Raw genomic sequence first — 14,458 nt, 5'->3', positions numbered from 1 at the left:
CCTGTGCCACGTTTGGTGCAAGAAGGAGACGCTCATGGCGCAGACCGATATAGAAATTACCGACGAAACGACCCACGGCGCCTATCGCGCAAAGGTGGACGGAAGCGACAGGCCGGCAGAATTGACCTGGCGGGCGCGTGGTTCGGCCCGCATTGCCGAACATACATTCACCCCGCCCGAGGCGCGCGGAAAGGGCATCGCAGCCCAGCTGGTGGAAGCTCTTATTGCCGATGCGCGCCAAAAGGATTTTACCATCGTCCCGCAATGTTCCTATGTCGCGGCACAATTCCGCAAGCATCCCGAGTGGAGTGAATTGCGCGCCGAAATAGAAAGCTGACTGGCCCAGGCCCTATTTGGGCAATTTCGCAAAATCGACCGCGGCAATGGATTCGAGCGCTGCAGAGCGTAATTTATGCGCATCTTCCAATGTCAGGCCATTAAAGGCAAAGCGGCCACCCGCCATGCCAAACCTAAGATCGCAATAGCCGCGCCAGCGCGCCAGCGGCCCTTGCGCGATTTCCACGGAGTGCAGCTTTACCCTGCTGGCGATCTTGGTGTGCGGTGCCAGCCAGCCGCGCCGTGAGAGGACTTGCTGCGGACCAAGTGCGTGGCGATCATAACGCCATAGGTAAAGTGCCCGCAACACCAGCACGCCGCCCAGTAGGGCAGCCGCAATGCCGGGAAGGATGTAACCCAGCGATATGGCGGTCGCCGCGCTGACGGCGGGAATAAATGCGGTGATCAGCGCCTTGTCCCAATAATAATCGGGGCTTGGCCTGCGCCATTCTTCCGTCTCATCCGGCAGGGAAAAGCCTGCTTCCTTCGCAATGGGCGCAATCTCATCCATTCTGGCAAAGGGCGCGACATCGTGATTGGCCTTGCCGGCATCCTGCGCAAGGCTGATGAAAGACAGGCCGTGCCAGCCAAAACGGCGGCGCAGCCAGCCGGTTGAAAGGATAAGAGCCTGCACGCGGTGAACCGGCATTACGACATCTGTCTTGGTCAGCAGGCCCCGACGGCGACGAAAGCCCTTGGCGGTGCGCTCCAGCCGGAACTCCCAATCCCGCAAGAAGGTTTTCACCACCCCGCTGGCAAGGCCAACCGCGATAATCGACACGAGCAAATACAATATGCCGAGAATACGCGCACCTGCACCAAGACCACCGACATAGCTGCCCGCTCCGGCGTATCGTTCGTCCCTTATCCAGGTTTCGGCATAGTCCCAGACATCGAATGGCAACAGGAATTCGAATTGCTGGGCGGCACCGATAAGCACTGCAAAAATCACCAGCGAGAAGCTGAACAGGCCATAGGTGAACAGGCGGCGCTGCCCCATGGAGAAAAGCAGCTGGCTTTCCCCAATGCCCGCAGCCATCGGGGGCAAATCCATATTATCATCGCCCACCCGTGCGGGCGCGGCGGATACATCTTCCGCACCTTCGACCAGCGCGCGAACGGTTTCGCGCAATCTTTCCCCTTCATCCTCGGATACATAGGCGAGTGTCAGTTCTTCCTTGCCACCTGCACCCGTTTCAAACTTCACCTGCACCAGGCCCAGCAGGCGCGGGATCAGTTTCTGTTCAAGGCTGACGTCCTGAATCCGATCATAGGGGACAGAGCGGGCAGAACGGCTGATGATGCCTTGTTCCAGCCGCACGTCGCTCGTCCCGATGCGATAGCGCAGGCGATACCAGCCAAGCCATGCGGGCAGCAGATTGAGCGCAATTATCGCCAGCAGGATTGGAATTGCGTAGGGCACAACAAGCGCAAGGCCCTTGTTGTCGCTGCCGCTTGCCGCGCTGTAGAGCAGGAATGCAGCGGGAATGATGGCAGATGCCAGCGTGCGAACGCCCTGCACCGCCACTGTCAGCGGGTTTACTCGGCGCCATTCACTGATCGCTTCAGCCGACGATCCGCTGCCTTCGATCATCTGTGCCGATTCGCTCACAGCGATTCGCGTTTTACATGGGCGCGAATTTCCTCGCGCATGGTCACCGCATCGGCATGGGCCAGACCGGGCAGTATGACCGATGCATTATGCGTCCCCGCAGTGTGGAGGATAAGACGGGCTATGCCGAACATTCGTTCCAGCGGGCCCTGCTCAACATCCAGATGCTGCACGCGGCTGAACGGCACGACGCTGTCGGAATGGAAGAGCACACCTTTTACCACCCGCAGCCTGTCATCCGCCATGTGATAGCCGCGCGAACGATAACGCTTCATCGGCAACAGGCCGATCAACACCAGCGCAAGGATCAGCACCGGCACGCCCACGGCCCAGCCGGGCACCAGCTCCATTCTCGAAAACACCAATGCGCCGATGACAAATGGCAGCGTGGTCAGCATGCCTTCTAACCGCATGACAGTGGTATAATGCGGATCGAGCTTGGTCAGGGGTTCTTCATCCATAGGTGCCTTGTATATGCAACACACCTTCTGCGAGCAATTGCCTTTTCCACCCGTCGCAATGCTGAGCGTAAATCCGTGACCGCACAGCATTGCGCTATTGGTTAGGTTTCATTTGCCTCATCCTCGCGGCCCGGCCATGGACAGACCCAGTCCGGCCCCACAATTCTACCCGCATATTGCCGCGCTTCGGACATTTCGCCATGGCGCGAGAGCATGGGATTGACTGATCCGGCAAGGTCAACGTCACGGTCAATGATAGTCGAGCGCATTTTTTCATAGCGCCCATCTTCGCGGAGGCGTTCGAACTGATCGTGCAAATTGAAAATCAGCACTGGCACATCGAACTGGCGCGCAGGCCGCGATGCTGCGGGGTGCATGCCGACAATGAAGAAGGATTGCCCGCCAAAACTCAGGGAGAATTTGGGGGAAGTCGGATCAGGACTGACCGCCTCGTCATATTGTTGTCCAAACCATTTATCCTTCGCCTGCAGTGATGCGATGCGTTCCCATAGTGCGGCCTCGAATTCATTTTCCGACATTGCCCGCGTCTTCGGGAAGAATGCCGCAAAGGTGATGAACAGTGGCCGACTTTTCTTATACGCATGCGCAAAGGACACGAGCTGGTTTGCCAGCGCCACATCATCCCATGACGATTCCAGATCAGAGCCGATATAGGCTGTCATCTGGTTTTTGGACAAAGCGCTTTTCGCGCCGACGCAGGGATAGTTCGAAGCCTTGATGAAGGCGCGAAATTGCTCGGCCAGAGTGATAGCGCTCGCATGTTTGTCCGAAGCCGAAAGCGAAGGTTCAGGCGCTGCAATCAGCTTCTTTATACCTTGACCCAAAATGTCTTCCTCAAGAGGCTTCATAACTGATTACCTTATGTTCCACTGTTTCGCTGCGAGCCTGACGCATGACTACGAAGCGTATCGTTTCGTTCGCACCGATCCTCTCGATTGTAATGGCGGTGGTTTCTGCACCTACCGTGAGTTCCAGATCGACAGAATGGGCCGTCCGACTGCCATCGTTCAGTACGTCGACGGGAATGAACCACATGCCGTCTTGCTGATGCATGTCTCCTGCAGCAATTTCGGTTTCAAACCGTATTTCGTGGTCTTCGGACATGGCTTGATATGCAATCGTCGCCGCCAGGATCGTTGTGAGCGCCACGCTGACAATGCGCGCAAGCCATCCCAAAACCGTCGGCGGGCAATTGTCCGGACCGGAATCTGCCTTATCATTATCACTCATAGGATCAGCCTTCCGGCCGCGCCGCCCAATGTGGTGACGTAAGCAAGGACAATCGTTTGCGGCAGCCACACCTCAAGCGGGTCCATCGGCGTACTATATTGGAAGACCCATAACAGCATCATACTGATAAAAAATGCAAAAAGATAGGAGACTAGCGCCTCCAGCCACGCCGCATTGATGACTTTTCTCTTCGACATATCGCGCTCTGAAAATTGGGCGACGCTCACCATCAGGTAAGAGACGCCAATTGAAAGCACGAAGGTCGCGCCAGTCTGCCACCAATTCTGCATCTGGACGATTACCCGTGTCTCCATCGTTGGCGCGATGTTGAAGGAGAACAAGAATGCGCCCAGAACCGTGCCGACAATAACACCGAGATCACGCGACATGCCGCTGTCGTCCGATCCGCTATCGCCTCCGCCAAGCTGATTCACGGCGACTGCTGCACCCATACTTGTCGGGACGGTTTCAAGTGCGATAGTCTTGATCGCCAGATGCGTATCGATATCCGTGTTGATGACCCCGGCCATATACAGGGTTACGGTGCTGGCAACTGCGCCGATACCCATGGTGACCAGCGCATCCCACCAGCGGGATCGCTGCCATTCCTTACAGCGGAACCCGGCAAATTGCAGAAACAGCCGATTGAAAATAAGGGAAACTACCAGAAAGCCCAGCAAGACCACATCGGGGATGGTCCGCGCAATCTGCCACATTTCCATTGTGAAGAGCAGCGGCAGCGAAATGAACAGGGCGCCAGCAAAGCCTTGCGCTATATCGCGCACCTCCATCGTGCCGGCCTTGACCGTTTCATCATCAAGGTGAATCGGGTGGCTCCACGGTGTAACGGCGATCACCGCTTCGCTCTCGCTTCATCGAGATTGGCGATGCCGGGCTTGTCCTTTTCCCTGCCCATCGACCAGTTTTCCTGAACGCGGACCTGCGGATTTGGCGCCGCCCAGATCTGCCCGCCATCATCCAGTGCGACCACCCAGATCAGATGATGTTCAGGTCCGTAATCGATAACTGCAAAGGCCTGGCCTGGACCACGGTCGATGACATGCATCGGGATCGAGGGATTGAGCTGAACAAACATTGGTCAAGAAAACTTTCAGTAATTATTGCAGCTTTCCTTACAAGGTCGGCCTCCAGGCTTGGGCAAGCAATGTGAGGTAAGTTACGCCTATCAGCGACGAAGGTTCCGCACCATTCTGTTGGTAGCGGAACGTTCCATGCAGAGCCGCGTAACAGCTGCATACTTAACTCAATGCAGGCTTTCCCATGACTACGACCATCGAACCGCGCAGCGGCACCGCCTTCAAACTTGGCAAGGGCCAATTCCTCGAAGTTGTTGACCCGCAGGGCCAACAAGTATCCGACTTGCTGGCGTTCAATGCCCATGACACAGCGGAAGTCATCAGCAATGGCCGCACTTTCGATTATGCTGACACCATCTATCTCACAACCGGGCACGTCCTTTATTCAAACCGCTCGAACCGACTCTTGGAGATAGTGCGGGACGATGTAGGCACGCATGATTTCCTGCTTACGCCATGCAGCCAGGATACCTTCCGCCTGCTTTATGATGAGCTGGAGCCGCATCAGGGTTGCTTTGGAAACCTTGCAGGCGTGCTTGCCCCGTTCGGCATTACCGAAGACGAGATCCCCTGCGCCTTCAACTGCTTCATGAATGTGCCCGTTGACGGTAAAACCGGCAAATTCAGCGTAGAGGCTCCGCTAAGCAAAGCCGGCGATACCATCGTGTTCAAAGCCATGATGGATGTCATCATCGGCCTCACAGCCTGCTCTGCCCCCAAATCGAACAATGGGTCTTTCAAGCCGATCGACTATATCATCCATGATCATCTGGATGATGTTGCGTAAAGCTGAAAAGCAGGGAAACGGGCCAGATTGCCTGTCATGGCAAGAAGAACTGGTGCTGCTGGGGAGGATTGAACTCCCGGCCTCACCCTTACCAAGGGTGCGCTCTACCACTGAGCTACAGCAGCGACCGTGTCCTTCGCCTGCACCGTAAATTGGCTCGGTCGAGGCAGGCGCGCGCTTTGGTCGCGCGCGCGGTGAAAGTCAAGCCAAGCTTGCGCCCCTGAAGGGCAAGCTTGCTTGAGCAAAACGCGCGCTTGCGCCAAAAGGCCGCTTATGAATAAGAACGCAACCCGTGAAGAACGGCTCGCCGCCAAGCTGCGCGAGAATTTGCGTCGCCGCAAGTCACAGGCGCGCGGTATGGCGGAATGTGCGGATGAAAGCGTGTCTGGCAGTAATGCTGGCGATGATGCGCAGCGCGCCCTTCCCAAGTCCGCAAAGGAAAGCTAACGCGCGCTTCCCCGCGCAAAATTGGAGTATTGCAGCGTGCCCACCCTGATCCTTGTCCGCCATGGCCAGAGCGAATGGAATCTCGCCAATCGTTTCACTGGTTGGTGGGATGTCGACGTCACTGAAAAAGGCGTGGAGGAAGCGCGGGCGGCCGGTCGCCTGCTGAAAGGAAAAGGTGTGATGCCCACGCTCGCCTTCACCAGCGTCCAGAAACGCGCGATCGTGACGCTGCATCTTGCATTGGAAGAATGTGAGCGGCTGTGGATTCCGGAAGTGAAGGACTGGCGCCTGAATGAACGTCATTATGGCGGTCTGACCGGGCTCAACAAGCAGGAAACACGTGACAAACACGGGGATGAGCAAGTGCATATCTGGCGGCGCAGTTTCGACGTGCCCCCGCCGCCATTGGAAAAGGGCAGCACTTTCGATCTGTCAGACGATCCACGTTATGCCGGGATCGACGTGCCCGACACCGAAAGCCTCAAGCTCACTATCGAACGCGTGCTCCCTTATTGGGAAAGCACCATATTGCCCGAATTGGAAAAGGGCGAAACGGTCATCATTTCCGCTCATGGCAACAGCCTGCGCGCGTTGGTGAAGCATCTGTCCAATATCTCGGACGACGAAATCACCGGATTGGAAATTCCCACCGGCCAGCCGATCATTTACCAGTTCGATGACGCGATGAAGCCGGGCGAACGCTATTATCTGAAGGATTCCTGAGGCCATGGGCACAGATGTCGCAATCGTAATGGGCAGCCAGTCGGACTGGCCGACCATGCAGTGCGCTGCGCAAGTGCTGGATGACCTTGGTGTATCACATGATGCGCGCATTGTTTCGGCCCATCGGACACCGGACAGGCTGCATGATTTCGGCAAAAGCGCAGCGGATGAAGGCTTCAAGGTCATCATCGCAGGCGCTGGCGGGGCTGCTCATTTGCCCGGAATGATCGCCGCATTGACTCACCTGCCCGTGCTTGGCGTGCCAGTGAAAAGCAAAGCGCTCAACGGTCTCGATAGCTTGCTTTCAATCGTGCAGATGCCTGCCGGCGTGCCCACCGGCACATTGGCCATCGGTGAGGCAGGCGCAACCAATGCGGGCCTGCTTGCCGCCTCAATCCTGGCACTGGCCGATCATGGCCTGACAGCGCGACTGAAGGAATGGCGCGCGGCACAAACTGACAGGGTGGCCAGGCAGCCAACCGATTAGCATTTACCGATTGCATGGGGCATCGCTCTTGTCGCAGGGCCGCTTGTCCCGTTAGCAAAGTACCTGTGTGGCAAGAACAGCCGAAAATGCTCGAGGGATGAAGGTTTTGGAAGGCACCGTGTTAGCTTCAGGCGCAACGATAGGTATTCTGGGCGGCGGCCAGCTTGGCCGGATGCTGGCGATGGCCGCTGCGCAATTGGGCTTTCGCTGCCATGTCTATTGCCCCGAAGATAAAAGCGTCGCCGCACAGGTTTGCGATGGTTTCACTCAAGGCCGGTGGGACGACAGGGATGCCTTGGCGCAATTTGCCAATGTCTGCGATGTCATTACCTACGAATTTGAAAATGTGCCGGTCGAACCGCTCGCCGTCATTCCACAAGGCATGCTGGCGCCGGGCACGCGTGCCTTGGAAGTGGCGCAGGATCGTGTGCGCGAAAAGCGGTTTGTCGAGGATGTTGGCGGTCACCCAGCACCGTTCCTTTCGGTGGATCATGATAATGAGCTCGCCCATGCGGTGGACCGGATCGGTAGGCCCGGCATCCTCAAAACCCGCCGCGATGGCTATGACGGCAAGGGGCAATGGTCCATCGCGCTAGCCGAAGATGCGCAAGGCATCCGTATTCCCGCGAGCGGTTGCGTGTTTGAACGCATGGTCCGTTTTGAATGCGAATTTTCCGTCATCCTCGTGCGCGGGCGCGACGGCGAAATACGCTTCTGGGAGTCGACCCGCAATCGCCACGCTGGCGGCGTCCTGTCACATTGCGAATTGCCCGCCCCTGCCATTGTGAGTGAACAGTTGGAGGCGGCACGCACCCTTGCCCGCAAGGTGGCAGAGGCGCTGGATTATATTGGCGTTCTGACCTGCGAATTCTTCGCCACTGCCGATGGTCCGGTGTTCAATGAAATGGCGCCCCGCGTCCACAATTCGGGCCATTGGACAATCGAGGGCGCGGTTACCAGCCAGTTCGAAAACCATATCCGCGCCATTGCCGGATTGCCGCTGGGCGACACCGCTTGCGTGGCGCCCAAAATGGTGATGGACAATCTTATCGGCGATGATGCGCTTGATCTTGCTCGCCACCTCTCCGATCCCGCCGCGCATGTCCATCTTTACGGTAAGGTCGAGGCGCGCGCGGGGCGCAAAATGGGCCATATTACGCGGATCGGCTGAGGCATGGCACGCAGCGTCCTTTTCATCGTCGCGCGGGCGACCAACGGCATCATTGCCCGTAATGGCGCGGTTCCCTGGGCGATGAGCGAGGATCTCAAACGGTTCAAGCGGCTGACCATGGGCAAGCCCATGATCATGGGTCGCAAGACATTTGAAAGCCTGCCCGGTGTGCTGCCCGGTCGCCCCCATATCGTGCTGACCCGGGGAAAGGGCTGGAGTGCCCCCGGCGCACAGGTGGCGCACACGGCTGAGGAGGCCATGGCGATGGCAGGCGATGGCGAAGTGGCAGTCATCGGCGGGGCTGAAATCTTTGATTTGCTATGGGACTTCGGCACAATCTTTGAATTGACCGAAGTGTTCGAGGATACCGCTGGCGACGTCACCATGCCCCATCCCGGAGAAGATGAAAGCTGGCACGAAATTGCACGTGAGAGCCGCGCCGCCGAAAACGGATTCCCCCCGTATGATTTCGTTACGTTCGAGCGGCGCAAATGATGCGCCGGATCGCCAAATGGGGCGCAGTGCTGGTGCTGGTGCTGCTCGCCGGATTATGGGTTCTTGGCCCCGGCATTGCCGAACGCAGCCTGACGCAGATAGACGGCCAGCCATTGCCGGACATCAGCGAGGAAGCGCGCGCGCTGCATGCCCGCCTCACCATCGTGGATTTGCATTCCGATACGCTGATGTGGAAGCGTAATCCGCTTAAGCGCAGCAAGCGCGGCCATATGGATTTACCGCGCCTGATCGAGGGCAATGTCGCGCTCCAGGTCTTTTCCAGCGTGACCAAATCACCAGCGGGATTGAATCTAGACCGCAATTCAGCTGACGTGCGCGACAACATCACCTTGCTCGCCTTTGCCCAATTGCAGCCGCCTCCGACGTGGAATTCGCTCTTCGAACGCTCGATATGGCATGCTGAGCGGATGGAACAGGCGAGTCTGGAAGCCCCCGATGCGCTGCGGATCGTCCGCACGCCGGAAGATGTGACAACAATTCTGGCCCAGCGCGATGCCACGGGCCGTCCGATCGGCGCGATGTTTTCCGTTGAAGGGCTGCACAATCTTGAAGGGCAGGCCAATAATCTGCAGCGCCTGCACGAAAGGGGTCTGCGCATGGCGGGCCTTACCCATTTTTTCGACAATGAACTTGCCGGATCGATGCATGGTGAGGACAAGGGCGGGCTAAGCGCCTTTGGGCGCGACATGGTGGCGGAGATGGAGAGGATCGGCGTGATCGTGGATATCGCCCATTGCAGCCATCAATGCGTGGACGAGGTGCTGGCGATGGCGCGCCGTCCCATTATCTCCAGCCACGGCGGCGTGCAGGCCACTTGCCCCACCAATCGCAATCTTACCGATAATGAGATTCGCGGCGTGGCAGCCACTGGCGGGGTGATCGGCGTAGGCTATTTCGAGGGCGCTGTGTGCGATACATCGCCTTCGGCCATCGCTGCCGCAATTCGCCATATCGCGCAACTTGTGGGCACCGATTACATCGCGCTGGGTAGCGATTTTGATGGTGCGGTGACGACGCGGTTCGATACATCAGGGCTGGTACACATCACACAGGCGCTTCTGGACGATGGCTTTGACGAAGCCGACATCGCCAAGATCATGGGATTGAATGCATTGCGCGTCATCCGCGCTGGTATCGCGCCGATGTCTGACGAACGTGGTAGCGTATGAGGCTGGGCCACCGCGATCATATCCCGGAAAGCCTGCGTGGCGGTGTTATCGCCCTCGGCAATTTCGACGGTTTCCACCTCGGCCACCAGCGCGTTGTCGCAGAGGCGGTGGAGTGGGCGCGCTCCATGAACCGGCCCGCCATCGTCGCCACGTTCGATCCGCATCCGGTGCGCCATTTCGCCCCGCATGTTCCCCCCTTCCGCCTCACCGGCCTTGACCAGCGTGAGGAATTGTTCAGGCAGGCAGGGGCGGACGCGATGCTGGTCTTTAATTTCGACGATGATCTGGCTGCAATGAGCGCGCACGGCTTTATCCATGATCTGCTCGGCATCCATATAGGCGCGGCAGGCGTGGTGACGGGAGAAGATTTCACTTTCGGCAAGGGCCGCGGCGGCAATATTCATGTACTGCAGGAAGTTGGCGCTGGTTGCGGCATCGAAACGCGCGCCATCGGCCCCGTCGGTGAGGGTGGCCAGACCGTGTCTTCCAGCCGCATTCGTGATGCGTTGAAGGCAGGCGATTGCGATATTGCCACGCGGCTGCTCACCCGCGCGTTCACAGTGCGCGGCACTGTAATACATGGCGACAAGCGAGGCCGCGATCTTGGCTATCCCACCGCCAATATTGCCATGGGTGCGTATCTGCGTCCGCGATTCGGCATTTATGCCGTAACGGGGCGTGTGGTTTCCAGCGGACAAATGTTGCAAGGCGCGGCCAATCTGGGCGTGCGGCCCAGTTTTGATCCGCCTGTAGAACTGCTCGAACCCTATTTCTTCGACTTTGACGGAGACCTTTACGCAGAGGAGTTGGACATAGCCTTTCATCACTTCCTGCGGCCCGAAGCCAGGTTTGATGATATGGGCGCGCTCATCGCGCAGATGGAACGCGATTGCGAAGAGGCGCGCAACCTCCTAGGTGCCGCCTCCTGATGAGCGACGATACAGCGAAACGCGCCAAAGGGCGAGACTATCGGGACACCGTCTTCCTGCCGAAGACCGATTTTCCCATGAAGGCAGGCCTCCCCGCGAAGGAGCCGGGCATTCTCGCGCGCTGGGAAGACGCAAAGCTGTATAAGCAATTGCGCGAAGCGCGCACCGGTCGCGAGAAGTTCATTCTCCACGATGGCCCGCCCTATGCCAATGGCAACATCCATATCGGCCATGCGCTGAACAAGGTGCTGAAAGATGCCGTGGTGCGCACGCAGAGCCTCCTTGGCAAGGATGCGCCCTATGTGCCCGGATGGGATTGCCACGGCCTCCCCATCGAATGGAAGGTGGAGGAGAAATACCGCAAGAAGAAGCTGAACAAGGACGAGGTTCCAGCGCGCGAGTTCAGGCAGGAATGCCGCGAATATGCCGCCGAATGGGTCGATGTGCAGCGCGAACAGTTCAAGCGGCTGGGCGTGGCGGGTGAATGGGACAAGCCCTATCTCACCATGGCGCCCGAAGCCGAAGCGGGCATCGTCACCGAACTGCTGAAATTTGCGACCAGCGGCCAGCTTTATCGCGGCGCAAAGCCGGTGATGTGGTCGCCGGTAGAAAAGACCGCGCTGGCCGAGGCTGAGGTCGAATATGAGGACATCACCTCGACGCAGATCGATGTGGCGTTTGAAATTGTTGAGTCGCCGATTGAGGAATTGGTCGGCGCACACGCGGTGATCTGGACGACGACGCCATGGACGATTCCTGTGAATCAGGCTTTGGCTTATGGCAAAGGGATCGAATACGTTCTTTTTCGCCCGTTTATTACAATTGTGGGTGCAAGCACATCATTTCCAGACGCGGCTGTCGCCAAAATCCAAAGTAGCGGCTTTGTCATGGCATCGCCTTTGGTCGATGATTTTTGCATTAGACTTGCTTCATACTTGACGCGCGAATGGTTTGGTGTCGGTGGGAATACCGTTAAGGTGACTCCTGTCGAGCCGACGAAGAAGGTTTTTTCAGGCTCCGACCTAGCCGGAACCATCGCCCGCCACCCGATGCACAAGCTCGGCGGGTTCTTTACAGAGCCGCGCCCATTGCTGCCCGGTGATTTTGTCACCACCGATAGCGGCACTGGTCTCGTCCATATGGCACCCGATCACGGCGAGGACGATTTCGATCTGTGCAAAGCTAACGGTATCAGCCCCAAATTCGTGGTCGATGCCGATGGGCGTTACAGGGAGGAATGGCTCTGGCTTCCACGCACGGATGAACGATCCGGCTCGGTCATCAATCCCAAGTTCAACGCGCCTGACGGGCCTATCTGTTCGGACTTGAGAGAAGCGGGCGCTTTACTCAGCGCATCCGCCGATTACGGACACTCCTACCCGCACAGCTGGCGTTCGAAAGCCAAGGTTATCTATCGCTGCACACCGCAATGGTTCGTGCCGATGGATAAGCTGCAAGGCGATGCCACTCTGCGCGAAACCGCGCTGACGGAAATCGACACAACTCGGTTCGTCCCGGCTAAGGGAAAGAACCGCATCGGTTCAATGGTCGAAGGTAAGCCCGATTGGGTGCTATCCCGCCAACGCGCCTGGGGTGTGCCGATCACGCTGTTCGTGGACCGCAAGAGTGGCGAATATCTGGTCGATCCGGCAGTCAATGCGCGCATTATCGAAACAATCAATGCAGACGGGGTCGATGGCTGGTGCGAGGAAAACGCTGCCATGCTGCTCGGGCCGGACCGCAATCCGGACGATTACGAGATGATTACCGACATTCTCGATGTCTGGTTCGATTCAGGATGCACCCATGCCTTTGTGCTTGAGAGTGACAATTGGCCCGATCTGCGCAGCCCGGCTGATCTCTATCTAGAAGGCAGTGACCAGCATCGCGGCTGGTTCCAATCCTCGCTGGTTGAAAGCTGTGCCACGCGCGGGGTTGCGCCTTACAAGGCCGTGCTGACTCACGGTTTCACCATGGCGGCAGACGGGCGCAAAATGTCCAAGAGCCTCGGTAACACGGTCGATCCGCTGAAGGTCATGGAAGAATATGGCGCGGATATTATCCGCATGTGGGCGCTTTCGGTCGATTATACCGAAGATCACCGCATCGGCCCGGAAATACTGAAAGGCGTTGCCGACCAATATCGCAAGCTGCGCAACACTTTCCGCTATATGCTCGGCGGATTGCAGGGTTTTGCCGAAAGCGAGCGGGTCTATGTCGCCGACATGCCGGAGCTGGAGCGCTACATGCTCAGCTTGCTGGGCGAACTGGATACAAAGCTGCGCAAGGCGGTCGATGATTTCGATTTCAACACCTATACCCGCGCGCTGACCGAATTCGCGAATGAGGACCTTTCGGCCTTTTTCTTCGATATCCGCAAGGACCGGCTGTATTGCGATGCGCCTGACGGGCAGGAACGGCGCGCCTATCGCACCGCGCTCGACGTGTTGTTCAATGCCTTGATCCGCTATGCCGCCCCTGTGCTGGTATTTACGGCAGAAGAGGTCTGGGGCACCCGCCATCCCGAAGGCAGCTCAGTCCATCTGCTCGAATGGCCCGAAGTGCCCCGCGCAACTGCCGATGCTTCCCGCTGGGACGCCTTGCGCGCTCTGCGCGAACGCGTGACCGAAGCGATCGAACCGTTGCGCCGTGAAAAGACCATCCGCTCTGGCCTGGAAGCTGAAGTTACCGTACCTGCAAGCACAGTGCCAGAAGGGTTCAGCCCTTCCGATCTAGCCGAATTGTTCATCACCGGAAACGTCACTCCGGGCGATGGTGATGAAGTGATCGTCACCAAGACCAGCGATGCGAAATGCGGGCGCTGCTGGCGTCTTCTGCCCGAAGTGGCTGAAGACGGCGAGCTGTGCAATCGCTGTGAAAGCGTGGTGCGCGACATGGACGCCGGAAAATGACCGCGCAGCGGAGATATCACCTTATCGGCCTCGTCATCGCGCTGGCCATCTTCATTGCAGATCAATGGGTGAAGTTCTTCATTGTCGAAAGACTGGGGCTGGACCAGATCGGCGAAACCTATCCTCTGCTGTCTTTCTTCGATTTCACCCGTACCAATAATTATGGCGTCTCTCTCGGCATGTTCGAGGCGACGAGCATGGAAATGCGCTGGATCCTTGTCGGCGTCACCGCACTGATCGCATTGGTCGTAATGATCTGGATGATGCGCGAAAAGCTGCCAGGCGACATCGCGGCCCTGGGGCTGGTGCTTGGCGGCGCATTGGGCAATATCCGTGATAGATTTCTGCATGGCTATGTCATCGATTACGCCGATTTCCACATCGGGGACTTTCGCCCATTCCTGATTTTCAATATTGCCGATGCAGCAATTACGATTGGCGTCGTTATAATCCTTGCCCGCGCCTTGTTCATGCGCGAGAAACCGGCAAGCGAGCAGGACGCCGAAGCCTGAACCTGCCCCGGTCTACACCGGGCCGGCCTAATGCCGAATTTACGTGAA

Annotated in this window: 17 protein-coding genes and 1 tRNA gene; 11 read left to right on the top strand and 7 right to left on the bottom strand. The window is 57.9% G+C overall.

Annotation, left to right across the window (positions count from 1 at the left end; all coding sequences use genetic code 11):
• Positions 1-34: 34 nt before the first annotated feature.
• On the top strand, positions 35-337 hold the full coding sequence (locus CP97_RS02550; protein ID WP_048886648.1) for a GNAT family N-acetyltransferase: 303 nt from the start codon (positions 35-37) through the stop codon (positions 335-337).
• Between the two features lie 12 nt (positions 338-349).
• On the opposite strand, the gene CP97_RS02545 is transcribed toward CP97_RS02550, so the two are convergent.
• The 6 genes from CP97_RS02545 to CP97_RS02520 all read right to left on the bottom strand — a co-directional run bounded on the left by CP97_RS02545 (position 350) and on the right by CP97_RS02520 (position 4,756).
• Positions 350-1,948 (bottom strand): PH domain-containing protein, encoded by a 1,599-nt coding sequence (locus tag CP97_RS02545; RefSeq protein ID WP_227819648.1) that lies wholly within the window; start codon positions 1,946-1,948, stop codon positions 350-352.
• Positions 1,945-2,409, bottom strand: a complete 465-nt coding sequence (locus CP97_RS02540) for a PH domain-containing protein (protein WP_048884659.1) — start codon at positions 2,407-2,409, stop codon at positions 1,945-1,947. Before CP97_RS02540 ends, CP97_RS02545 begins: the two co-directional genes overlap by 4 nt.
• Before the next feature lie 101 nt (positions 2,410-2,510).
• The gene (gene gntA / locus CP97_RS02535; protein ID WP_227819647.1) at positions 2,511-3,254 is read right to left on the bottom strand and encodes a guanitoxin biosynthesis heme-dependent pre-guanitoxin N-hydroxylase GntA; all 744 of its coding nucleotides are present in this window, start codon (positions 3,252-3,254) and stop codon (positions 2,511-2,513) included.
• Between the two features lie 10 nt (positions 3,255-3,264).
• Positions 3,265-3,660: a hypothetical protein gene (locus tag CP97_RS02530; protein ID WP_048884658.1), complete on the bottom strand. Its 396-nt coding sequence runs from the start codon at positions 3,658-3,660 to the stop codon at positions 3,265-3,267.
• Complete coding sequence (locus tag CP97_RS02525) at positions 3,657-4,517, bottom strand: DUF2391 family protein (RefSeq protein WP_048884657.1); 861 nt, start codon at positions 4,515-4,517, stop codon at positions 3,657-3,659. Before CP97_RS02525 ends, CP97_RS02530 begins: the two co-directional genes overlap by 4 nt.
• Positions 4,514-4,756 (bottom strand): hypothetical protein, encoded by a 243-nt coding sequence (locus tag CP97_RS02520; RefSeq protein ID WP_048884656.1) that lies wholly within the window; start codon positions 4,754-4,756, stop codon positions 4,514-4,516. The genes CP97_RS02525 and CP97_RS02520 overlap by 4 nt, the downstream gene beginning before the upstream one ends.
• Positions 4,757-4,941: 185 nt before the next feature.
• Between CP97_RS02520 and CP97_RS02515 the strand changes: the two genes are divergently transcribed.
• Complete coding sequence (locus tag CP97_RS02515) at positions 4,942-5,544, top strand: DUF1989 domain-containing protein (RefSeq protein WP_048884655.1); 603 nt, start codon at positions 4,942-4,944, stop codon at positions 5,542-5,544.
• Positions 5,545-5,594: 50 nt separating this feature from the next.
• On the opposite strand, the gene CP97_RS02510 is transcribed toward CP97_RS02515, so the two are convergent.
• Positions 5,595-5,669 (bottom strand) — tRNA-Thr (locus CP97_RS02510).
• 148 nt (positions 5,670-5,817) lie between these two features.
• Here CP97_RS02510 and CP97_RS16355 point away from each other — a divergent pair.
• The 9 genes from CP97_RS16355 (at position 5,818) to lspA (ending at position 14,410) form a co-directional block, all read left to right on the top strand.
• A complete protein-coding gene (locus CP97_RS16355; RefSeq protein ID WP_169807758.1) occupies positions 5,818-5,991 on the top strand; it encodes a hypothetical protein in 174 nt (57 codons plus the stop codon).
• Positions 5,992-6,027: 36 nt separating this feature from the next.
• Positions 6,028-6,714 carry a 2,3-diphosphoglycerate-dependent phosphoglycerate mutase gene (gene gpmA, locus CP97_RS02505; protein WP_048884654.1) on the top strand — a complete coding sequence of 229 codons (687 nt, stop codon included), beginning with the start codon at positions 6,028-6,030 and terminating at the stop codon, positions 6,712-6,714.
• A 4-nt stretch (positions 6,715-6,718) separates the two neighbouring features.
• Positions 6,719-7,201: a 5-(carboxyamino)imidazole ribonucleotide mutase gene (gene purE, locus CP97_RS02500; RefSeq protein ID WP_048884653.1), complete on the top strand. Its 483-nt coding sequence runs from the start codon at positions 6,719-6,721 to the stop codon at positions 7,199-7,201.
• Between the two features lie 118 nt (positions 7,202-7,319).
• Positions 7,320-8,372, top strand: coding sequence for a 5-(carboxyamino)imidazole ribonucleotide synthase (locus CP97_RS02495; RefSeq protein ID WP_048886645.1), 1,053 nt, complete (start codon positions 7,320-7,322; stop codon positions 8,370-8,372).
• Between the two features lie 3 nt (positions 8,373-8,375).
• On the top strand, positions 8,376-8,867 hold the full coding sequence (locus CP97_RS02490) for a dihydrofolate reductase (RefSeq protein WP_048884652.1): 492 nt from the start codon (positions 8,376-8,378) through the stop codon (positions 8,865-8,867).
• Positions 8,867-10,057, top strand: a complete 1,191-nt coding sequence (locus tag CP97_RS02485; RefSeq protein ID WP_048886644.1) for a dipeptidase — start codon at positions 8,867-8,869, stop codon at positions 10,055-10,057. The genes CP97_RS02490 and CP97_RS02485 overlap by 1 nt, the downstream gene beginning before the upstream one ends.
• Positions 10,054-10,986 (top strand): bifunctional riboflavin kinase/FAD synthetase, encoded by a 933-nt coding sequence (locus tag CP97_RS02480; RefSeq protein ID WP_048884651.1) that lies wholly within the window; start codon positions 10,054-10,056, stop codon positions 10,984-10,986. Before CP97_RS02485 ends, CP97_RS02480 begins: the two co-directional genes overlap by 4 nt.
• Entirely contained in the window at positions 10,986-13,898 is a 2,913-nt protein-coding gene (locus CP97_RS02475) for an isoleucine--tRNA ligase (protein ID WP_048884650.1), read from the top strand. The genes CP97_RS02480 and CP97_RS02475 overlap by 1 nt, the downstream gene beginning before the upstream one ends.
• Entirely contained in the window at positions 13,895-14,410 is a 516-nt protein-coding gene (gene lspA, locus CP97_RS02470) for a signal peptidase II (RefSeq protein WP_048884649.1), read from the top strand. Before CP97_RS02475 ends, lspA begins: the two co-directional genes overlap by 4 nt.
• The last annotated feature ends 48 nt before the right edge of the window (positions 14,411-14,458 follow it).

Source organism: Aurantiacibacter atlanticus, from assembly GCF_001077815.2.
GTDB classification, from domain to species: domain Bacteria; phylum Pseudomonadota; class Alphaproteobacteria; order Sphingomonadales; family Sphingomonadaceae; genus Alteraurantiacibacter; species Alteraurantiacibacter atlanticus.
The sequence above is the reverse complement of the archived record's forward strand: the minus strand, read 5'-3'. Positions and strand labels throughout refer to the sequence as shown.

Excerpts from the sequence above, each read along its gene's own strand:
- CP97_RS02550 (WP_048886648.1), top strand. The coding sequence starts at position 35 with ATGGCGCAGACCGATATAGAAATTACCGACGAAACGACCCACGGCGCC.
- CP97_RS02540 (WP_048884659.1), bottom strand. The coding sequence starts at position 2,409 with ATGGATGAAGAACCCCTGACCAAGCTCGATCCGCATTATACCACTGTC.
- CP97_RS02530 (WP_048884658.1), bottom strand. The coding sequence starts at position 3,660 with ATGAGTGATAATGATAAGGCAGATTCCGGTCCGGACAATTGCCCGCCG.
- CP97_RS02520 (WP_048884656.1), bottom strand. The coding sequence starts at position 4,756 with ATGTTTGTTCAGCTCAATCCCTCGATCCCGATGCATGTCATCGACCGT.
- CP97_RS02515 (WP_048884655.1), top strand. The coding sequence starts at position 4,942 with ATGACTACGACCATCGAACCGCGCAGCGGCACCGCCTTCAAACTTGGC.
- CP97_RS16355 (WP_169807758.1), top strand. The coding sequence starts at position 5,818 with ATGAATAAGAACGCAACCCGTGAAGAACGGCTCGCCGCCAAGCTGCGC.
- purE (WP_048884653.1), top strand. The coding sequence starts at position 6,719 with ATGGGCACAGATGTCGCAATCGTAATGGGCAGCCAGTCGGACTGGCCG.
- CP97_RS02490 (WP_048884652.1), top strand. The coding sequence starts at position 8,376 with ATGGCACGCAGCGTCCTTTTCATCGTCGCGCGGGCGACCAACGGCATC.
- CP97_RS02485 (WP_048886644.1), top strand. The coding sequence starts at position 8,867 with ATGCGCCGGATCGCCAAATGGGGCGCAGTGCTGGTGCTGGTGCTGCTC.
- CP97_RS02480 (WP_048884651.1), top strand. The coding sequence starts at position 10,054 with ATGAGGCTGGGCCACCGCGATCATATCCCGGAAAGCCTGCGTGGCGGT.
- CP97_RS02475 (WP_048884650.1), top strand. The coding sequence starts at position 10,986 with ATGAGCGACGATACAGCGAAACGCGCCAAAGGGCGAGACTATCGGGAC.
- lspA (WP_048884649.1), top strand. The coding sequence starts at position 13,895 with ATGACCGCGCAGCGGAGATATCACCTTATCGGCCTCGTCATCGCGCTG.